The sequence below is a fragment of the Paenibacillus qinlingensis genome, from assembly GCF_013204845.1.
Classification (GTDB): Bacteria; Bacillota; Bacilli; order Paenibacillales; family NBRC-103111; genus Paenibacillus_E; species Paenibacillus_E qinlingensis.
In genome coordinates, this window is the sequence record NZ_JABMKY010000002.1 from 687,783 (window position 1) to 707,430 (window position 19,648).

Consider the following 19,648-nt stretch of genomic DNA (forward strand, 5'->3'; position numbering starts at 1 on the left):
TATGTTATATTATATAACACAAAAACCACCTTCCATGGTTGGAAAGTGGTTTTAATTACATGTCTATTTAGTAGAAAGTGATAACCTATTTCTCAAGACTTAACTGCCAAGTTACACCGAAGCGATCCCCAACCCAGCCGAATCTTTCGCTAAAAGGGTACGCATCTAGTCCCATGTAGACTTTGCCGTCTTGCGATAACGTTTCGAATACGCGATTAATTTCTTCGACCGTATCGCAAGTCACAAATAAGGATATCGAAGGAGTAAAGGTGAAGCCGTGCTTAACCGGACTATCACTGCACATCATTTGTTGTCCATGAATAGAGAATGTCGCTTTCACAACACTTCCTTCAGGCCCAGGACCTGCAGGACCATAGCGCTCAATACTGATGATCTCAGATTGATCAAAGAGCCTGGTATAGAAATTCATAGCTTCCTCAGCCTGACCCTCAAACATCAAAAATGGCTTAACTTTCTGTTTCCCTTCGCTCACCACTTACAACCCCCTAATGAAGTAACCATTCCTTTAACTGCAATCCCATCTTCTTCGCATCTTCGTAGCCAAGTTCATGTAATTTCTCAAGCTTACGCGGGTCCTTCTCCATACGTCCAACTTCAACTTTGGTTGAAGGTCGAATAATGATCGCACTGCCATCCGCTTCCATGCGTTCAATTGTTTCTAGGGTGTTATTATAAATTTCACTGCGATTCACAAGCACATTCACTAAACCGTTATATTTCGGATAAAAGCTCTTCGCCAACCAGCGCTGCTTGAACGGCCGTTTACGGTAGCCTAGCTCCTTCGTTAATACAATGATATGCTTTTTGTTGCCGTCAGCAACTGATTTCTGAACAGGAATCGGATCGACCAATCCCCCATCAAATAAGGTTCTACCTTCAAAATGGATCGGCGTAGCTACAAATGGCAACGAACTTGAAGCTTGCACGATGGGCATCGTTTGCTGCTGAAGCTGATGTTTCGTAAAATAAATCGGCTCACCTGTATGTGCATCTGTTGTACCTATTGCAAATTGCTGTGAAGAGGCATAGAACGTGTCATAGTCAAATGGCACAAGCCTGTTCGGCAGCTCATTAAAAATAAAATCCATACCAAATATGCTTTTACTGCGCAATAAATTGCGATAGCTTAAATAACGGTGATCCGCAACATAGTCAATCGTTACTTTCTTATTCCGCCCAGGTTGTTTAGAAATATAAGAAACGGCATTGCACGCTCCTGCTGAAACACCCACCACATAGGGGAAATATAAATCCTGCTCCATAAAGTATTCCAAGACTCCCGCGGTGTATACTCCTCGCATACCTCCGCCTTCCAGTACGAGTCCAATCCCTTCCATGGTGACACCTTCTTTCTGTCTGTCTCAAGCCCCTTTCTAGCATACAGGAATTGTAAATTAAAAGAAACGGGCTTCTTTCTTCGAAAATGAGACGAAGACGAAGATTTCATCCTACTTTCTTAGACAAATTAGGGGAAATCACAGTTCAACCGTATTTTTGCCGAAATTTAACGTGTACGTCAACTTCCTGAAACTCAATCCTAATTTATCTTCATATAATTACCAAAAACCCCTGCTCCGAAGAACAAGGGTTGACAAGCCTTGAAATAATTAAGATTTGTTTTTACTAATGTTATTTAGGCTAGGAGGAAACTCAGCCGCTTTTTGCTGTTTTAATGTCTGAGCCTCTTCAGTGAAGTGCGCAGCATTTTGTTGGTTATTTTTTTTATCAGGTCGATTAACTTTAGGCATTCCTTTCACCTCCATCATCTCAACCGTAGTATGAGAAGGTGATCCTTATCTTATGCCAGCTAACTGAAATCCTTAAGGTAATTAACGATTTTCTTTATATAATTCCTTGATGACCATAAATTCGTCTAAGTTACTTAGGAAGAGATCAACAATGACAGGGTCAAAATGCTTACCACGTTCAGATTTCAACAAATCCAATACGCGATCTAATTCCCAAGCCTTCTTATATACCCGATCGCTGCACAACGCATCGAATACGTCTGCCAAAGCTGTTATCCGGCCATACAAATGAATGTTTTCCCCACTTAGTCCTTGTGGATAACCCGTTCCGTCAAATCGTTCATGATGCTGATGAGCGATAATCGCCGCGGCATGCAGCACCTTTTTATTCGAATGCTTAAGCATTTCATAGCCTAAATTAGAATGTGTTTTCATGATTTCGAATTCATCCGTAGTTAAGGAGCCCGGTTTATTGAGTATGGCATCTGGGATCCCAACTTTGCCTACATCATGCATGGGTGTTGCTAATCGAATCGTTTCTGCTTCCTGCTCGGATAGTCCATATTTCAGCGCTAACAGTCGTGAATACTCGGCCACTCGCTTTACGTGATGACCGGTTTCCTGCGAGCGGGTTTCTGTGATCTCGCCCATGGTATAAATAATTTCCTGTTGCGTACTCTCAAGCTCATTGTTTAAATAGATATTCTCGAAAGCAACCGAAACGTTCGCACAATAAATATCTACCAGGTAATGCTCCCATTCGCTTAGGGCATTAAACCCGTTCATATAGATCACGTTCTCCATCCCCATCTTACTTTGAAAATAGATGATGAATCGATCCGCAGCAAAGCTGCTTTTGCGAGTATGGAAAGCCAACTCAATCTCCTCGAGAACTTCAACGGGAACCACATCACGTGCTCTTGCATCTTGATTCTGCGCATAATCGCCGCTAGCTGCAAGAATGTAGATGTCCTCGATCCCTTTCGTCACCGCAAAACTGCAATGTATCGCATTCTTATGTAAATTAACGATGGAGGTCATTTGGGTTAGAACGCCTGACGCAAATTTCTTCATAGACTGTAATTCAAATAAAGTCGCCGAAGACTTAATAATTTCTTCCAGGCCAATTCTACTTTTCTCAATCGTTTTGATATCCCGAAAGGAGCGCAGCGCCGTAACTACCGTAGTAAACAATTTCTGCGAAGTTAACTCCGTTTTTTCTTTATAATCATTAATGTCATAATCCATGATGACCGTTCGCTCAGGAGCTTGTCCTGGCTGGCCAGTCCGCAAAATAATACGTACAGCTTGATTATTCAGTTCTTCGCGAATAAATTTAACAATTTGCAAACCTGCATCCTCGTGTTCCATAACAACATCTAATAAAACAAGGGCAGCTTGCGGTTGTTCTCGCAAAAGTTGTTTCGCTTCTAAAGCAGAATGAGCACTATGAAATTCTAATTTTCTGCCAGCAAATTCGAAATCCTGCAACACCATTTTCGTTACTTGGTGTATTTGTTTCTCATCATCGACAATAAGTACGATCCACGGGTCTTGTTCCACAGTCCTTAGATTTGCTGCAATGCCATCTTCCTCAGCAGCAAAAAGAAGCTCATCCTGATCGACAGACTCCACTTCATTTGTCATATCTCAGCTTCCTCCTCTTTGGGGATTGTAATTGTAAATAAACTGCCCCGTCCTTGTACACTTGAACATTCAATCGTACCGTTTAACGACTCTTTTACAAGATTATAAACGATATTCATTCCTAGGCCTGTCCCTCCTTGTCCGCGACTGGTTGTGAAGAATGGATCAAAAATGTGATCCAACACATCATCAGACATCCCTTTTCCATCATCGGAGTAAGCAAGCATAACATAATCAGGGTAGTCTAGAACACGGATACTCAAGCGTCCTTCTTCATTCGCATCGTAAGCATGATTCAGAGAATTCATAACTAAATTCGTAATGATTTGCGATAATGCACCTGGGTACGTATACAACTGTAGTTGATCATCGCAATAAACATCCAGTTGAATTTGTGTTTTCTTGAGGGCAGGCTTCAAACTTGCGATAATCCCTTCCACATATTCTTTGAATCGGAAGGTTCGTTTCATCTCGACGCTCTGATCTACTGAAATTTGTTTGAAGCTTTTCACTAATGAAGAAGCTCGTTCCAAATTATGTTGAACCATCACAATGCTCTCTTGAGAAATGGTTAGAAATTGCTCCAAATCGGATTTCTTCATTTTCCCTGCTTCATACAGGGCTTGAAACTCTTTCGCTTTCTGATCTAAGTAACTTATAGCCGTAACACCAATACCAATTGGGGTGTTAATTTCATGCGACACACCTGCAACTAAATTACCTAGTGCTCCCATTTTCTCCGAATGTACAAGTTGATCTTGTGTAACCTGCAAGGTATTAAGGGCTTGTTGCAGCTCATGATAGCGTTCATCCAAGTTACTGACCATATCATTGAAAGCTTCAGAAACTTCGGCAATTTCAGGAGATGCTTTGAATTGCAATTTAGGGAGTTCTCCACCTTGTTTCACAATGACAGCCGCTTCACGCAACCGACTTAATGGCCGAATAACAATGACTCTCAGAATAAGCCATAATAAAATTGAAAGTATAATTGCAATACTAAGTCCAACGAACACAATCAGCTTTGTTCTATGTTCGAGAAGCAGTTCTTCTTCCGAAGAGTCAAATATTACCTCAACAGCCCCGACTACCGAGCCATCTTCTTGCAGAGGTGCCGTCAATCGAACAATGGGTTTATCATTCTCGGCAATCGGGATACGATCTACAATCGTATTGTCTTGTTGAGGAATCACAATTTTTGATCTATGTAGGATTGTTCCTACTTCTTGACGATTCGAGGCAGCCAAGACTTTCCCATGCTTGTCATAAAGCTTCATTTCCATAACGCGATTATTCTTATATTGGATGTAATCGAAAATCTGCTGGATATCTGAGATCGATCTGGATTCTTCATAACGACCGTTGATAGCCATCGTCATTCCGCTGATTTGACTAACATATGCTTCACGAATCGATTGATTCAAGCTGATCGTATCAAACACCATCATCGTCGAAATCATGCCCGTTGTGACAACTGTGACGAGGAAAATAATCCGTTTCTGCAAGCTCAATTTCTTTTGACGAAAAGACATCAACACACCTACTTCACATCGAACGTGATGGTTTTACTTACATCATAAGGCGTGTGGTCGTTATTATGTAAGGAGATCTTCACTTCATGTGATCCTTTGCTTAAATGATCCAACACCTTCTGTTTCGTTGTAACAACGATCTTCTCACCCTTGTCTAACGATATATGAACATGACCTTCACCTTGCACACGTTGTTGATCATAATGCTCTTTCGACAACTTTAGATCCGTTGTCAGATCTAAGGTGACCGTATCATCTTTAACAACGTAAGCGACTTCTAAAGTAGGTGTAAACGTAGGCGTGTTGGAAGTTGTCGTTTTGGCTTTCCCACAGCCAGAAATTACGATTGTTAATGCTGCTAACAAATAAAAACCTTTGATTTTATTCATTTGTCATCCCCCATGAAGATGTTTTTATATCTATACGTGCCCAAAAAACTATCCTCTCTAGCTTAAGAATAATCAGTTAATTTGTCCACTTTTATTTTGGTAACATGTGTAAGTATGAATCCTATCGTAAGAATAGTTACTTTATTCAAAATTATCTGACAATTAATGTCGAATTCGCATGAGAACGCTCACATTTTGCGCTTACCCAGGAAATAATTTCATTTCCCGAATCCGAATTATTTCCCCAATTTTGGTGCAATGTAGTAAAGTCGCTTTTCATTAGCTTCTCCCTTTCTTTAAGATCCCTAAGGAGGTTTCCCCCATGACAGGAACCAATCAACATCAACAGCCGGTTCAGCACGCCATTGACGCCGCTGATCATGCCATTCTTCAAGCGCAAGATGCCCAGCATAAGCTGCAAGTCGCCATAACCGAAGCGAATCCAAATGCGATTCAATCCGCGCAAGCGGCACTCGTTCAAGCAGATCAACAAGTTACGCAAGCCCAAAGACAATTAGCTGAATTCGCAAACGAACAGTTTGGACAACAAATCAAGCAAACTTTCGAGCAGTTAAATCAAGCCGCTCAGGATATTGAAGCTAATCAAGTAAAGTTTCATACACCAAAGCAGGTTCGGTAGCTAGTATTAACATCACAGTACGATCCAATCTCTAGCAACAGGAGCTAAGCGTTGTTTTCACGCTTAGCTCCTGTTGCTAGATTCGCATGTTTCTTCTCGCTGTAACGATGAAAAACAACCTTACAGCGCCCAGACAGCCAAATTCCCATGCCTCCCCTCACTGTAACGATGAAAAACAACCTTACAGCGCCTAGACAGCCAAATTCCCATGCCTCCTCTCGCTGTAACGATGAAAAACAACCTTACAGCGCCTAGACAGGCCAAATTCCCATGCCTCCCCTCGCTGTAACGACGAAAAACAATCTTACAGCGCCGAAATGGCCAAATTCGAATGCCTCCCCTCACTGTATCGATGAAAAACAACCTTACAGCGCCTAGACAGCCAAATTCCCATGCCTCCCCTCGCTGTAACAGCAAAATCTCCTAAAAATAGGGTCTGCCGCAAATTCAACAGCTTTCGGGACACCATCTTTTCATTTTAGGCACACATTATGTTAAACTACGTAGGAAGGTTTTCAAGTTATTTGGGGAGGCACTACATACATGCTCGTGATTGGAATTGCCGGAGGTACCGGTTCAGGTAAAACGACAGTAGCAAGATCAATTATTACAAAACTCGGATCCACGAATGTGACTTTAATTTCACAAGATAATTATTATCTTCATCATAGCGGACTGACTTTTGAAGAGCGGGAACGCATTAATTATGATCATCCTCGTGCTTTTGAAAATGAATTGCTCCTTCAGCATTTGAATATGTTGAAAAACGGGCAGCCCGTTGACATTCCCGTCTACGATTTTTCTACACATGCTCGCTCACAAGAAACGATCCGCATTGACGTTAAACCAATTGTTCTTCTTGAAGGCATTCACGTTTTAACTGATGAGGAACTCCGCGGAGCGTTAAATATCAAAGTATTCGTAGATACAGACCCCGACGTCCGTATTCTTCGCCGGGTAACTCGCGATGTTAATGAACGCGGTCGTTCCTTACAATCCGTTTTCGACCAATACTTAACGACCGTTAAGCCCATGCATGATGCATTTATCGAACCGTCCAAGAAGTACGCCGACATCATTATTCCTGAAGGAGGAGAAAATCAAATCGGTATCTCCCTCCTTACAATTTTGACAGAACGCTACATGACGGATCAAGCCGCCAATTATGAAATCGGCTAACAGCCAATGAATCTGAAAAGCCACCTTCCTTTATCAAGGAAAGTGGCTTTTTTCAGGCCCTACGTGCTTTGAAAATGTACCCCGAGAGCCCAAACAACAAATAAACAAGGCCAAGGAAGTAAAAAATACTAAATACACTCAAATAATGAAGTGCCATCCCTCCTATTAAAGGACCGATGATACTCCCTACGCTATATTGGATAGAGGCAATGATATTGGCTGTTGGCAGCAAATGACGAGGCAATATATCCGCCGCATAGGCCAGCCCTAGCGAGAAGAAAGATCCTACCATACCGCCTGCTACGCCTAAACAAAGCCCTAATCCCCATAAGTTCGTCCCAACGAAAGGCACAAAACTGAACGCCAAAGCCCCTACGATGGCTGTACCCATGAGAATGGGCTTCCGACCTACGCGATCACTCCATAACCCGAGTGGGAGCTGCATGATGAGTCCCCCAATCCCCGTTACGGGAAGCAATAGCCCAATCGTAGACTCCGAAATGCCAATCCGAAGGCCATAGAGTGGAAAGTTGCTATTCATAGCCGCTTCCATGTAGCCAAAGAGTAAGGAAGTTATCAGCGGGAACCACGCCAATGAGATGACGGTTGTTGCTCGTTTATGCGCGGCTTCCGCTCGTTCGGCTCGCTCTGGCTTCTCATTTTTGAGCCTCGTTAGAAGTAATAAGATTAGAAGAAAGAATGTACTTGTCACCATAAAAGGGACCCATATCCCCGCTTTAAGCAAGGTTATGCCCAATGGCCCAAGACTAAACCCTATCCCGTAGGCCATCCCGTACAGGGAAATATTGCGTCCTCTCTTCTCTTTCGGACTGGAGGCTACAATCCAGAGTTGTGTAGCAAAATGTAAGGCGCTATCGCCAATACCCACTAGAAGCCGCAGTACAAACCAGAAGCCCACATGCTGCCAGACCGGAAATAGACAATTGGCAATAATGATTAAACTCATTCCGATCATAATGACGGGTTTGTAACCATAACGTCGAACTGGCTTTTCGATGAAAAACATCGTCGCGAATATCCCAATGTACAAGGCAGCCGCGTTTACACCGTTTGCATCTGTTGATACACCAGAACGATCTAATAGTATCGTGAGCAAAGGCAGGAGCATCCCTTGACTCATCCCAGCCACAATGATGACCATAATTAATGTAGTTAATTGATAATTAGATCGAAGTAATTTAAGCGCCATTCCCGAAATCCACCGTTTCCCATCTCTCGGCACAGTCATTTAGCTTGCCATGAAGGGGAACACGGAACTGCGTAAATATGACGAGTCTTGCTTTTTTTATCCATTCTTTGAAAGACGGGTAGGTAACGAAGAGGTTCGCATAACGATCGCTCATACAAATAAAGTGTGGACCAGGGGATTTCTCCGTTAAAAAGGTTAGTGATGTATCGAGAGGAGTGTATTTCTTACGCTTCCCTTCCCATTTGTCTACTTCAACTTGAAGACTAGTATTTACATCCTCCAGCAGCTGTTCCAGATGCTTAAGCCGGGCGTAATAGGGCATTTCCGAGCGAATGTCCATTCTACGAAGCGTTTCCTCGTGCTGTGGATAGAAGATCACACGGACGAATTTCCGTTCTTCTGCCCAGGCGATACATGCACTCATTTCATGCTCCGTCCAATCTTCGAACGTCTCGAATACAAGGACTGTTCCCTTATCTGAATTTGCCGGGGGTTCATACCCGTAGGGTACTTTTATTTGATCTCGTGCCATAGCTTCCTCCTCTAGTTGATCTTGCATGTCATTGGTCTGTTGGAATTACTTACACATATACCTAGTATACCCCTTCCATCCCTACGAAACCATTGCCCAGATTGGATTACAGGATCGCGTTACGTTATAATTTAGAGGTACGCATTTTTTTGTTAAGGGGACTTAGAGAATGAGAGATCCAAGATTACAAACGTTTGCCCGAAACATTATTCGGTATTCCGTGAGCCTGCAGCCCGGTGAGAACATATTGATTGAAATGATTGGTGTCAAGGATCCAGAACTCGCAAAATGCTTAATTGAAGAGGTTTATGCAGTCGGAGGTAATCCATTCATTGAATTGCGTGATCCTGCCATTACACGGAGCTTGCAAATGAAAGGAACACAAGAACAATTTAGCACGTGGTCTGCCATTGAGCTTGCTAGAATGAAACAAATGGATGCCTATGTAGCTGTTCGCAGCGGAGATAACATTACAGAATCATCAGATGTGCCAGATGAACAAATGAAGCTGTTCCTGAAGTACTTCCAACGTCCTATCTTTGATGAGCGTATTAACAATACCAAATGGGTCGTTATGCGTTACCCGAATCCGTCGATGGCACAACTGGCCGGTAAAAGCACAGAGGCTTTCGAGGATTTCTACTTCAACGTCTGTAACCTTGATTACAGTCTAATGGCCAAAGCCATGGAATCCCTCGTTGATCTGATGAACCGCACGGATCGTGTGCGATTAGTTTCTAAAGGTACGGATCTCAGATTCTCGATCAAAGACATCGGTGCTGTACCTTGCTCCGGACTAAGAAACATCCCGGACGGCGAGGTATATACGGCACCTGTGAAAGATTCCGTCAATGGTACGATCAGTTACAATACACCAACGATTTACTCGGGCACTTCCTTTGAGAACATTGTTCTAACTTTCGAGAATGGCCGTATTGTTAATGCGACAAGTAATGACTCCAAGAAGTTGAATGAGATTCTGGATACGGATGATGGCGCACGTTATATCGGTGAATTCGCGATTGGTGTGAACCCGTATATTCAACATCCGATGAAGGATATCCTATTTGATGAGAAAATTGACGGCAGTATACATTTCACACCAGGTCAAGCTTATGAAACTGCAGACAATACTAATCGTTCATCTGTTCATTGGGACATGGTTCTGATCCAACGTCCTGAATATGGCGGCGGAGAAATTTATTTCGATGATGTGCTTATTCGCAAGGATGGTCGTTTCGTCATTCCTGAGCTTGAAAAGCTTAATCCAGAGAACTTAATGTAGTTAACTTTAAAAAATGGCAACACTAAAAAAGCAGTTGATACTTCCGAGTACATTCACTCGGAAAGCTTCAACTGCTTTTTTAGCCTAACCAATGAAAGATGATATTTCCCGCGGATTCTGAGTGCTGTGGCATACTCGTTGGAATAAGCTTAGACATTTGACTCACTTGACCATTGGGATTAGACGTATGTTCACTGGAAAGGATTCGTACTTCAGCTCCTTTTGGTACGAAAGGAAATAGCTGTTGTATGTCGTCATTAGTTAAGCGAATACAACCTAAGGACTTCGATTCTCCGATCGAGCTCTCATCATACGTGCCGTGTAACGCGATAGATCCTAGTCCTAAGCCTGCATCACCATAGCTTTGACTTGTCTTTCCTTTGGGCTGCTGTACTCGCTCTAAGACCCGATAAACGCCATCAGGTGTGCTGCCATTAGCACCAAGTCCAATATCTTTGTCCCATAGCAGGTGTGAGCCGCTAACGAGCTGCAACTGATATGCACGCTGATTCACTTCGAGATGAACAGGTTCATAGGGAACCTTCTCTCCTCCAGCTACATTCGCATAGAACATATGTGCAATATCTGCCGCTTTGGGGTTAAATACCCAGCCCCCATCGCCCTTATAAGCCGATTTGATCTCATTTGAACCCGAAACAGCTTCAATCGGGATGAAGCTCAAATAATTGAGCGGATAATCCTGCAGGAGTTCATCAATACGTGCGGGAGCCTGTCCCACATTTTCGCGATAGGATGCCAAAGCAGTTCGAACTAAATTAGCACCAATCGCGCTAAGCGGTTGGTGCTCTTCAAATTCAGCGTTCAGAAATCGGATGTGAACCAAGGCGTCTGCCTCTGGCTGATATGTTGCGATAACCATCGCACGCTTAATATCATCTTCCTTCGTCAGCAGCAACGTTTTCCCTTTATCCCTGTTGTCCTCAGTGACAATCCCATAAAGAAGAATCGTTGCCTTCGGTATTTCCTTTGCCAAAACCAAGGCTTGAGCATGAAGCTTTTTCTCGATTTCAGCATGTGACATTTCTGGTGAAAGATACAAAATAAATGGCTTGTCTACCGATTCGTAGGTTACTTGTGTACCTGCACTCCACAGTTTCATTTGACTGATTGTCCGTGGTATGGCCTGATTTCCAGCAAAAAACAAAACTAAAAGAACATTGAGGATGAGAAGAACAAGCAACAACATTTTCATAAATGGCGGTAATAAAGGCTTTTGCTTCGCAGGCAGCGTTTGTTCTAGATTCGCAACGTGGGTGGCCTGCTGTTGATCGAGAAGCTGAATCGCACGATTTGCAGCAGAATAGAATGGCGAGGGGTAGGTTTTGAGCACTTCCTTGTAATGAAACCTAGCTCTCTTCCAATTCCCTTTCTCACGAAATTTCTGCCCCAGATTGAAGTGGGCCTCAGGCGAATTCGCATCCAAATAACGAATTACTTTCTCATGGTAAAGTGGATCGGCATGACTAATGAACAAATTCTTGTGCAAATGGACGAGGTGATCATCGAGTTGGTTACGGAATCGTTGGTTTCGTCGGATCATTTGGCTCCTCTCCGTTCATAAATTTAGCTCGTCACACATGATGATTGATACAATAAGTATCTCTTAAGTATCTCTGATACATAATGTATCATGAGCTATATGGAAAGACAACCCTTTTTCCGGGTATTCCAATCAACGTAAGCCATCAATTGAAAAAAGACGCCCTCAGCCTCGATAAAGAAGGCTAAGAACGTCCTTTCATTCATGCTATTAACTATTTAATGCGCGACCGTATTATAGGTCATGATCCAGATGGAACCTGCTACGATGGTTACTAGAATAACTAGACCAAATAACAGCGCCATGATGTTCCACCGTGCATTCTCACCTTCTTTGACATGCATGAAGAAGAACAGCTGCACACCAAATTGCAGAACGGCCATCAATAAAATTAATACTAACGTGCCTGTTTTCCCAAGCATATGGTTCATGACAACAACGAGTGGAATGATGGTCAGAATGATAGATAACGCAAAACCGATAATATACGATTTCAATGATCCATGCGACCCGTGATTGCTATGAGATTCTGTATGTGGTTGGCTCACTTACATCACCCCCATAAGATAGACGACTGTAAAGACGAAGATCCAAACGACATCTAGGAAATGCCAATACAAGGAAATGATCTCTACTTTACGTTTTGTAACTGTTGTGATCCCGCGGCGCTTCAATTGAAATATTAGACCAATCATCCAAAGTAGACCAACGGAAACGTGCAAACCGTGTGTGCCAACTAAGGTGAAGAAAGCCGATAGGAAAGCACTCGTACTGATGGTTGCTCCCTCATGGTTAACCATGGTAATGAATTCTGAGAGCTCTAGTCCAACGAATGATGCTCCTAATATCACGGTCACGATCAACCAACCGATTAATTGCTTCAGATTTCCTTTGTGCATACCCAGTACAGCTAAACCACTAGTAAAACTACTTGTAAGCAAAATGAAGGTTTCCGCAATAATTCCCGGCATCTTAAATAACTCTTCCGGAGTAGGTCCGCCATTCGTATTTTGATGAAGAACGATATAGGTTGCAAATAACGAGCCGAATAAAATCACGTCAGTGATTAGAAATATCCAAAAACCGAACGTTTTGAGCGATTCATGCTCTTGCTCATGATCATGTTCATGTGCACCATGTGCAGCTGCGTGTGCCATTACACCTTCACTCCTTTCCAAGCGGCGTCTTCCGTCTTCTTCACTTCATCCGCTGGAATATAGTAATCCGTATCATAGCTGAAGGAACGAGCAATCATACAGATGGCAACACCAATTAATGCTGGAATGGTTAGCCACATCCAATCCCAGACGAATCCGAAGCCCGCAAAAAACCATAACAGCGATATAATAAACGGAATTGCTGAGTTTTTAGGCATATGAATCGGTTCATAGGTAGTTGGTTTAGGTTGTTTCTTACCTGTCGCTTGCTTCTCTTCCCACCAAGCGTCAGCGACTTCTGCTTTAGGCAGCACAGCAAAGTTGTACAGTGGTGCTGGTGAAGGAATGGACCATTCCAGTGTACGTGCATCCCACGGATCGCCAGTCACATCTTGTTCTCTAAACTTAATGGAGTGAGCAATTTGCCATACTTGGAAAATGAAACCAAGACCCATTAAGAAACCACCGACGGTTGAAACCATGTTAAGCGGGCCCCAGCCCATATCCCAGCTATACGTGTAGGTACGACGCGTCATTCCGTCTAAACCTAGGAAGTATTGCGGCATGAAACAGACATAGAAACCGATGTTCCACACCCAGAACGCCCATTTGCCTAAATGTTCATTCAGCTTAAAGCCGAACATTTTCGGCCACCAGTAGTAAAGACCTGCGAAATATCCGAATGCTACACCACCAATAAGAACTTGATGGAAATGGGCAATGAGGAAGTAACTATTATGGAATTGGAAATCAGCTGGAGCGACAGATAACAGTACTCCTGTCATCCCCCCAACAACGAAACATGGAATAAAGGCGATTGTCCATAGCATCGGCGTCGTAAAGCGAATTTTCCCCCGGAACATCGTGAAGAGCCAGTTAAATACTTTTGCTCCTGTAGGAATAGCAATTAACATTGTACTTATCGCGAAGAATGCATTCACATCCGCGCCGGAACCCATCGTAAAGAAGTGATGTGCCCAGGTAAAGAAGGATAATAAGCTGATGATCAACATCGCGAATACCATCGATTTGTAACCGAATAGTTTCTTTTTCGAGAAGGTTGATACGATCTCGGAGAAAATACCGAAGGCTGGTATCACCACGATATAAACCTCAGGGTGTCCCCACATCCAAATTAAGTTGATATACATCATCGGATTGCCGCCACCATCTAAGGTGAAGAAATGGGCGCCAAAGAAGCGGTCCAAGAATAGTAACGCTAGTGTAACTGTCAAGATTGGAAAAGCAAAGATAATCATAATACAGCTTGAAAATACGGACCACGTAAACATCGGCATTTTCATCAACTTCATACCAGGTGTACGCATTTTCAAAATGGTCACAATGAAGTTAATCCCTGTTGCCAAACTCCCGATACCTGAAATTTGAATGCCCCAAATGTAGAAGTTCTGGCCCACTCCTGGGCTATGTGACAATTCGGATAGCGGCGGATAGCTGAGCCATCCTGCATCTGGTGAACCACCGATAACGAATGAGACATTGAATAACATAGCGCCCCAGAAGAACATCCAGAAACTCAGTGAGTTCAAGAATGGGTACGCGACATCGCGCGCTCCGATTTGCAGAGGAACAACAATGTTGAATAAACCAAACATGAGTGGCATCGCCATGAACAAAATCATGATGACACCGTGCGTTGTAAAAATTTGATTATAGTGATCTGGCTGTAAGAACTGGCTATCCGGAATGGCTAGCTGCAGCCTCATTAGAAGCGCATCTACACCACCGCGGAATAACATCATTAATGAACAAATAATATACATAATCCCAATTCGTTTATGATCGACGCTAGTCAACCATTCCCGCCAAAGCCAACCCCATTTTCGGAAGAACGTGAGTACGAATACCATGGCTACTAGCGAGAGCCCGATACTAACCTGGGCTCCCAGAATCATGGGATCGCCCGTTACGAAAAACTCGGATGCAAAATCTTTAATTTTATCCAGCATGAGCAGATCTCCCTTTCATAAAACTCTGATCTATCACTATTTACTTCGACATATTCATTTGACTATGATCCATTTGCGAATGGTCCATGGAGCTTTCTTTCTTAATATCCTTTGAATCTTTACTTTCATGACTAGCACCGTGACCATTGTGAACAGGCTGGCCATTCGTATATTTCGTTACGATTTGTTCGAAAAGTCCATCTGGAACCTCTGAGAAATATCTCACACCAGACTTACCTGGCAATGCTAATTCTTCGTAGCCTTCTTTAGTTAATTTCGTAGGGACTTTCTTGGTCTTCGCAATAAACGAATCAAAATCTTCTCGCGAAGTCGCATTTACGTCAAACGTCATGTCTGCGAAATGTTCACCACTGAAATTCGCTCCAGTTCCGAAATAATGGCCGATCTCATCCGCTTGCAAATACAACGTCATCGCCATGCCTGACATCGTATAAATCTGCCCGCCTAATTGTGGAATCCAGAATGAGTTCATTGGCGCATCCGAAGTGAGCTCAAATTTAATTGGTGTGTCCTCTGGAATTTGCAAATAATTCACAGTGGCAATCCCTTGCTCTGGATAGGTAAACAACCATTTCCAATCTAGTGAAGTCACTTGAATGGTAATCGGTTCTTTATCCGACTTCAATGGTTTTGACGGCTCCAAAGCGTAAGTGTACTTCAGCGTAACCACAGCTAATGTGACAATAATGATGATCGGCACAGCCCACCAAACAATTTCAAGCGAGGTGCTGTGAGACCAATTCGGTTTATACGATGCCTTATTGCTTTTGCTATCGCGATATCGCCACACAATCCAACCCGTAAGTACAAGAACTGGAACGAGGATTACCCCACACAAAATAGTTGCAATCACAATTAAATCTCTCTGCTCTGCACCAACGGGTCCTTTAGGATCCAACACCATAGCTTGGCTGCAGCCAGAAAGTACTAAGATGATGGCGACCATCATGAAGAGCATTCCTGCTTGTACAAGCTTTCTCTTCTTCATCCACTTAACCTCCCAATCAACAAATCCTACCTGTTATCAACATATCATCTTGTAGGGCAAAGTACACCATCACAGAGTCAACTTAACAAATACGTCAACGGTTCGACGTAGTAATGTAAAACAAATGTCACAGAACGTTTGTTGACTCTGCTGGAAAAATATGAACAGCAAAAAGCCTTCCAAGTATTAAACTTGAAAGGCTTGCATAGTATTCCTTCGAACCCTCGTTCTCATTCACTCTTGGAAACATTGCGAGAATGTACCAAATGAATAGCGGTACGAATCACATAAATGTGGACACTACCGACCATGAAACCAATACCAACCATTAACGTTGTATTGCGATCACTGAAACTTTCTAAACTTACTAAGCTAAGTACTAAACCTATAGCAAGCAACGCCCACGCGGCAAAAGTCATTAATTTCACTAACGGCATCACATCTCGTTCAACACGCTCAACGGAATTTACGGACACGGCTCTATTTGACATTATCATCACCACTCCTGACTTAAATGTAAGTGCTTTAAAACTAGTATAACACAAAAATTCGTTTTTGTTCATATTTTATTCACACGATGATCAAAATTTGGACAAAATTTCACTAAGTAATTGCAAATCAAAAAATAGCATTGACTTTTCATCGATATTGTGTTATAATTTAATATTTTGTTGACACAGAAGATCCCAATGAATATGATAATTCCATGACTTTTCACATTTATCATTCCATATTGGAGGGTTTCGCATGCAAATTTCTGATGGACTTTATTCCGTTGACCTATCTGTTTCACTAATGGGTCGAATCAACGTGATTCATCTTGCCCTGTTCGCTGATGAGCTTGGAGCTATACTTGTTGATACTGGCTACCCTGGCACACTACCACTCCTACATAAAGCATTTGAAGACATAGGCGTTGTTGCATCAACTTTGGATTCCATCATCATTACACATCAAGATATCGATCATATCGGAGGTTTACCTTCGCTTCTCGAAGATTCTTCACATCCCCTTGAAGTGTTCGCTTCTGAACTAGAAAAGCCTTATATTCAAGGTGATAAAATGTTAATTAAAGTAACCCCCGCATCCATTGAACGTGCAGTTGCGAATTTACCTGCTGACACGTCCCCAGAGTGGCGAGACGCGTTTCGACGTAACCTTGAGAATCCGCCGAAAGCACCGGTTGACACTATTTTGGAAGATGGTCAGGTCATCGACAGATGTGGTGGGATTGTTGTCATCCTTACGCCTGGCCATACGCCAGGTCACATGAGTCTCTATCATATAAAAAGCAAAACATTAATCGCCGCGGATTCCATGGTTGTCGCTGAAGGTGAGCTTCAGGGACCGATACCAGCTTATTGCTCTGACTATCCCTTAGCCTTGCAATCATTACGTAAATATTTGCAATTCGATATTGAAAAGGTTCTTTGTTACCACGGCGGCTTAATCACTGATAATGCGAATCGACGAATCGCTGAAATCGTACATACGATAGAAGCTAAGTGAATGAAAAAAGGGCTGACTAACCGTAGTTGATCTACAGGAAGTCAGCCCTTGCTATTATGTACGTTCTACTTCAGGAGTGTATAGCTGCCGATAATAGGAAGAGGTTTAACTTGACCTTGCGCTGCCGCAACAATGCCCAGCACAGCCAAAATCACCAAAGCCAAGTTAGCAATCGGCTGAAGGATCCAACCAATGAACGGGATAATGCCGAGCACAACATTCACGATGACCCAGGACAAAAACAAAGTGAGTCCTTGGTTGGCATGGTACCACGCAAACTTGGATTCCTTCGCCGCGATTAACGGGATGAAAAACAAAATGTACGCAAGAATCGCCATACCTTTGTTACTTTGAATATCTGTGGAATCGTACATGGATAGCACCTCTTCTTCTCAGAGTTTACTCTTCCATTATATTCAAATTCCAGCAGCTATTCATCTACCTATTGGACAAATCTCAAATTATTTTTGACCGGCTTTCCGTTCTTTCCAATCCTTGAGTAATTGTTTTTCTCGCTCAGGTTTTAATCCAGCGAGCCGCACAATTTCAGCGCCTCGACTCTGATCCCATGCCCGTGTATCTTTCACAGTATCAACGAGCGCTCTCGTCGTTAAACCTGAATTGAAGGCTTTCGCATTGTTCAACTGCAACATACCGATCAAATTGTCGCTGGGCAGCCAGAGCGGCAACTCCATCCATGGGCCAACTTCTTGTTCGATTAAGAACTCTTCCGGTACCCAAGTAAGTGTCGTCTCTATAGCATTGTCGTTAGATCTGCACGCTTCCACAACCTCTTCCATTGAATAGTCACTTCCACTTGCATGAATGGTTCCCGTTACGCCTTGTTCAATCAGACCTATCGTCCACGCTGCGAGGTCACGCACGTCAATGAATTGAAGTTTCCGCTCTTTGGGCAGAGGAACTAACACATCACCGCCTCGTTGAAAGCGTGCTGGCCAGTAGGTGAATCGGTCTGAGGCGTCATACGGCCCAACGATGAGACCAGGACGAAGAATAAGCGCTCCACTTGGAAATGCCGCTTGGACTACCTGTTCACATTGCGCTTTCAGCGCCCCGTAGCGCTGTCCAGGATCTGCTGCCTCCTCAAGCGATAACACGGCTGCCGTTTCATCTAATTGTACCTGCTTTAAATCCGCGTACGCAGAAATGGTAGAAATAAATGTGTAGTGTTTCGCATGCTTTTTCAATATCTCCGATGCTGCCATCACAGACTCTGGCTCATAACCGCTTGTATCAACGACTGCATCCCATTCCCTGCCCTGCAGTTTAGCGAGGTCGGTATTCCGATCACCTAGAATGTGTTGAACATGAGGGAATGCAGCAGCATCATGAAGTCCGCGATGGAACAATGTTACTTCGTGCCCATTCGTGAGTGCCGCTTCCGTCATTGCTCTACCTAGAAATTTGGTTCCGCCAAGGATTAGAATATTCATTCGTCACTTCCACCCCCCTCCGGATTTACTTGAATGATCTCATCTAACATGATTCTCGCTTTTCTTACCTTCTCTTCTTCCACTGCACCACTCACAGTTCCATTTTCTCTTACAGCTGTGCCTAAGTGGACACTCTGCACCCCAGTGCCTTGGACAAATGAAGTCAAACTGTCAAGCGTGAGCCCACCGCCTGGCAAGATGTTTACGTGACTGCCGCGGGTAAGCGCCGTTAGTAACCGTATCTGCTCAACAGCATGAAGCGCACTTGCGGCGCCTCCCGATGTGAGCACGGATTGAATTTGTTGATAAGACAATAGCAGTGACAACGCTTCCGTTTGTTGTTTAATTTCGTCAAAGGCACGATGAAAAGTCACAGGTAAAGATGAAGCCGCTAACAGAATATCAAGATTATGGCGATCAATCTTCCGATCAGGTGTCAACACACCTAATACAAGAGCACTGGCTCCAGCTTGCTCCGCGCTTTCGATCGAAGTGAGCATAGTTGCGATGTCAGCCTCGGACATATGAAATGACCGAGCATGTGGACGAATCATCACGTGCACTGGAATTTTCACAGCAGTTATGATTTCCTTAACGAGCTCTATATCGGGGGTTAATCCACCTTGTTGCAAATCTGCAACAAGTTCAATCCGATCTGCGCCGCCAGCTTCAGCCCGCAAGGCGTCTTGCAACGTAGTCGCAATAACTTCCAGTAGCATGTTTCGAACTACCTCCACATTCGATATATAATTCCCACTCTCACTCTAACACAAAGTGGACAACACAAAAAACTCCATTAATCGAT

The 19,648-nt window shown here is 43.3% G+C and carries 21 protein-coding genes; 4 read left to right on the forward strand and 17 right to left on the reverse strand.

Annotation, left to right across the window (positions count from 1 at the left end):
- Positions 1-85: 85 nt before the first annotated feature.
- From HQN88_RS06485 to HQN88_RS06510, 6 genes are all read right to left on the reverse strand, one after another.
- The gene (locus HQN88_RS06485; protein ID WP_173109401.1) at positions 86-493 is read right to left on the reverse strand and encodes a VOC family protein; all 408 of its coding nucleotides are present in this window, start codon (positions 491-493) and stop codon (positions 86-88) included.
- 13 nt (positions 494-506) lie between these two features.
- A complete protein-coding gene (locus tag HQN88_RS06490; RefSeq protein WP_173109402.1) occupies positions 507-1,358 on the reverse strand; it encodes a patatin-like phospholipase family protein in 852 nt (283 codons plus the stop codon).
- A 270-nt stretch (positions 1,359-1,628) separates the two neighbouring features.
- Entirely contained in the window at positions 1,629-1,769 is a 141-nt protein-coding gene (locus tag HQN88_RS06495; RefSeq protein WP_173109403.1) for a hypothetical protein, read from the reverse strand.
- 81 nt (positions 1,770-1,850) lie between these two features.
- A complete protein-coding gene (locus tag HQN88_RS06500) occupies positions 1,851-3,416 on the reverse strand; it encodes a DUF3369 domain-containing protein (RefSeq protein WP_173109404.1) in 1,566 nt (521 codons plus the stop codon).
- Positions 3,413-4,948 (reverse strand): ATP-binding protein, encoded by a 1,536-nt coding sequence (locus HQN88_RS06505; protein WP_173109405.1) that lies wholly within the window; start codon positions 4,946-4,948, stop codon positions 3,413-3,415. Before HQN88_RS06505 ends, HQN88_RS06500 begins: the two co-directional genes overlap by 4 nt.
- Before the next feature lie 8 nt (positions 4,949-4,956).
- The gene (locus HQN88_RS06510) at positions 4,957-5,337 is read right to left on the reverse strand and encodes a hypothetical protein (RefSeq protein ID WP_173109406.1); all 381 of its coding nucleotides are present in this window, start codon (positions 5,335-5,337) and stop codon (positions 4,957-4,959) included.
- A 322-nt stretch (positions 5,338-5,659) separates the two neighbouring features.
- On the opposite strand from HQN88_RS06510, the gene HQN88_RS06515 reads away from it, so the two are divergent.
- A complete protein-coding gene (locus HQN88_RS06515; protein WP_173109407.1) occupies positions 5,660-5,977 on the forward strand; it encodes a hypothetical protein in 318 nt (105 codons plus the stop codon).
- A 543-nt stretch (positions 5,978-6,520) separates the two neighbouring features.
- Entirely contained in the window at positions 6,521-7,156 is a 636-nt protein-coding gene (gene udk / locus HQN88_RS06520) for a uridine kinase (RefSeq protein ID WP_173109408.1), read from the forward strand.
- Positions 7,157-7,208: 52 nt separating this feature from the next.
- On the opposite strand, the gene HQN88_RS06525 is transcribed toward udk, so the two are convergent.
- A complete protein-coding gene (locus HQN88_RS06525; RefSeq protein WP_173109409.1) occupies positions 7,209-8,366 on the reverse strand; it encodes an MFS transporter in 1,158 nt (385 codons plus the stop codon).
- Positions 8,356-8,898, reverse strand: coding sequence for a hypothetical protein (locus HQN88_RS06530; protein ID WP_173109410.1), 543 nt, complete (start codon positions 8,896-8,898; stop codon positions 8,356-8,358). The genes HQN88_RS06525 and HQN88_RS06530 overlap by 11 nt, the downstream gene beginning before the upstream one ends.
- A gap of 169 nt (positions 8,899-9,067) precedes the next feature.
- Between HQN88_RS06530 and HQN88_RS06535 the strand changes: the two genes are divergently transcribed.
- Entirely contained in the window at positions 9,068-10,183 is a 1,116-nt protein-coding gene (locus HQN88_RS06535) for an aminopeptidase (RefSeq protein ID WP_173109411.1), read from the forward strand.
- Positions 10,184-10,262: 79 nt separating this feature from the next.
- On the opposite strand, the gene HQN88_RS06540 is transcribed toward HQN88_RS06535, so the two are convergent.
- The 6 genes from HQN88_RS06540 to HQN88_RS06565 all read right to left on the reverse strand — a co-directional run bounded on the left by HQN88_RS06540 (position 10,263) and on the right by HQN88_RS06565 (position 16,371).
- A complete protein-coding gene (locus tag HQN88_RS06540; protein WP_173109412.1) occupies positions 10,263-11,744 on the reverse strand; it encodes a L,D-transpeptidase family protein in 1,482 nt (493 codons plus the stop codon).
- A 218-nt stretch (positions 11,745-11,962) separates the two neighbouring features.
- Positions 11,963-12,292 carry a cytochrome o ubiquinol oxidase subunit IV gene (cyoD, locus tag HQN88_RS06545; protein ID WP_173109413.1) on the reverse strand — a complete coding sequence of 110 codons (330 nt, stop codon included), beginning with the start codon at positions 12,290-12,292 and terminating at the stop codon, positions 11,963-11,965.
- Positions 12,293-12,901 (reverse strand): cytochrome o ubiquinol oxidase subunit III, encoded by a 609-nt coding sequence (cyoC, locus tag HQN88_RS06550; RefSeq protein ID WP_173109414.1) that lies wholly within the window; start codon positions 12,899-12,901, stop codon positions 12,293-12,295.
- Positions 12,901-14,871 carry a cbb3-type cytochrome c oxidase subunit I gene (locus tag HQN88_RS06555; protein ID WP_173109415.1) on the reverse strand — a complete coding sequence of 657 codons (1,971 nt, stop codon included), beginning with the start codon at positions 14,869-14,871 and terminating at the stop codon, positions 12,901-12,903. The genes cyoC and HQN88_RS06555 overlap by 1 nt, the downstream gene beginning before the upstream one ends.
- Positions 14,872-14,911: 40 nt before the next feature.
- Entirely contained in the window at positions 14,912-15,880 is a 969-nt protein-coding gene (gene cyoA / locus HQN88_RS06560) for a ubiquinol oxidase subunit II (RefSeq protein ID WP_173109416.1), read from the reverse strand.
- A 230-nt stretch (positions 15,881-16,110) separates the two neighbouring features.
- Positions 16,111-16,371: a hypothetical protein gene (locus HQN88_RS06565; RefSeq protein WP_056621159.1), complete on the reverse strand. Its 261-nt coding sequence runs from the start codon at positions 16,369-16,371 to the stop codon at positions 16,111-16,113.
- 256 nt (positions 16,372-16,627) lie between these two features.
- On the opposite strand from HQN88_RS06565, the gene HQN88_RS06570 reads away from it, so the two are divergent.
- Positions 16,628-17,389, forward strand: a complete 762-nt coding sequence (locus HQN88_RS06570; RefSeq protein WP_173109417.1) for an MBL fold metallo-hydrolase — start codon at positions 16,628-16,630, stop codon at positions 17,387-17,389.
- A 65-nt stretch (positions 17,390-17,454) separates the two neighbouring features.
- On the opposite strand, the gene HQN88_RS06575 is transcribed toward HQN88_RS06570, so the two are convergent.
- The 3 genes from HQN88_RS06575 to HQN88_RS06585 all read right to left on the reverse strand — a co-directional run bounded on the left by HQN88_RS06575 (position 17,455) and on the right by HQN88_RS06585 (position 19,562).
- Positions 17,455-17,763: a DUF4870 domain-containing protein gene (locus tag HQN88_RS06575; protein WP_173109418.1), complete on the reverse strand. Its 309-nt coding sequence runs from the start codon at positions 17,761-17,763 to the stop codon at positions 17,455-17,457.
- An 87-nt stretch (positions 17,764-17,850) separates the two neighbouring features.
- Positions 17,851-18,843 (reverse strand): NAD-dependent epimerase/dehydratase family protein, encoded by a 993-nt coding sequence (locus tag HQN88_RS06580; protein ID WP_173109419.1) that lies wholly within the window; start codon positions 18,841-18,843, stop codon positions 17,851-17,853.
- Positions 18,840-19,562, reverse strand: coding sequence for a copper homeostasis protein CutC (locus HQN88_RS06585; RefSeq protein ID WP_173109420.1), 723 nt, complete (start codon positions 19,560-19,562; stop codon positions 18,840-18,842). The genes HQN88_RS06580 and HQN88_RS06585 overlap by 4 nt, the downstream gene beginning before the upstream one ends.
- Positions 19,563-19,648: the final 86 nt, after the last annotated feature.

Coding starts and splice junctions, on each gene's coding strand:
- HQN88_RS06490 (WP_173109402.1), bottom strand. CDS start 1,358: ATGGAAGGGATTGGACTCGTACTGGAAGGCGGAGGTATGCGAGGAGTA.
- HQN88_RS06495 (WP_173109403.1), bottom strand. CDS start 1,769: ATGCCTAAAGTTAATCGACCTGATAAAAAAAATAACCAACAAAATGCT.
- HQN88_RS06500 (WP_173109404.1), bottom strand. CDS start 3,416: ATGACAAATGAAGTGGAGTCTGTCGATCAGGATGAGCTTCTTTTTGCT.
- HQN88_RS06505 (WP_173109405.1), bottom strand. CDS start 4,948: ATGTCTTTTCGTCAAAAGAAATTGAGCTTGCAGAAACGGATTATTTTC.
- HQN88_RS06510 (WP_173109406.1), bottom strand. CDS start 5,337: ATGAATAAAATCAAAGGTTTTTATTTGTTAGCAGCATTAACAATCGTA.
- HQN88_RS06515 (WP_173109407.1), top strand. CDS start 5,660: ATGACAGGAACCAATCAACATCAACAGCCGGTTCAGCACGCCATTGAC.
- udk (WP_173109408.1), top strand. CDS start 6,521: ATGCTCGTGATTGGAATTGCCGGAGGTACCGGTTCAGGTAAAACGACA.
- HQN88_RS06525 (WP_173109409.1), bottom strand. CDS start 8,366: ATGGCGCTTAAATTACTTCGATCTAATTATCAATTAACTACATTAATT.
- HQN88_RS06530 (WP_173109410.1), bottom strand. CDS start 8,898: ATGGCACGAGATCAAATAAAAGTACCCTACGGGTATGAACCCCCGGCA.
- HQN88_RS06535 (WP_173109411.1), top strand. CDS start 9,068: ATGAGAGATCCAAGATTACAAACGTTTGCCCGAAACATTATTCGGTAT.
- HQN88_RS06540 (WP_173109412.1), bottom strand. CDS start 11,744: ATGATCCGACGAAACCAACGATTCCGTAACCAACTCGATGATCACCTC.
- cyoC (WP_173109414.1), bottom strand. CDS start 12,901: ATGGCACACGCAGCTGCACATGGTGCACATGAACATGATCATGAGCAA.
- HQN88_RS06555 (WP_173109415.1), bottom strand. CDS start 14,871: ATGCTGGATAAAATTAAAGATTTTGCATCCGAGTTTTTCGTAACGGGC.
- cyoA (WP_173109416.1), bottom strand. CDS start 15,880: ATGAAGAAGAGAAAGCTTGTACAAGCAGGAATGCTCTTCATGATGGTC.
- HQN88_RS06565 (WP_056621159.1), bottom strand. CDS start 16,371: ATGTCAAATAGAGCCGTGTCCGTAAATTCCGTTGAGCGTGTTGAACGA.
- HQN88_RS06570 (WP_173109417.1), top strand. CDS start 16,628: ATGCAAATTTCTGATGGACTTTATTCCGTTGACCTATCTGTTTCACTA.
- HQN88_RS06575 (WP_173109418.1), bottom strand. CDS start 17,763: ATGTACGATTCCACAGATATTCAAAGTAACAAAGGTATGGCGATTCTT.
- HQN88_RS06580 (WP_173109419.1), bottom strand. CDS start 18,843: ATGAATATTCTAATCCTTGGCGGAACCAAATTTCTAGGTAGAGCAATG.
- HQN88_RS06585 (WP_173109420.1), bottom strand. CDS start 19,562: ATGCTACTGGAAGTTATTGCGACTACGTTGCAAGACGCCTTGCGGGCT.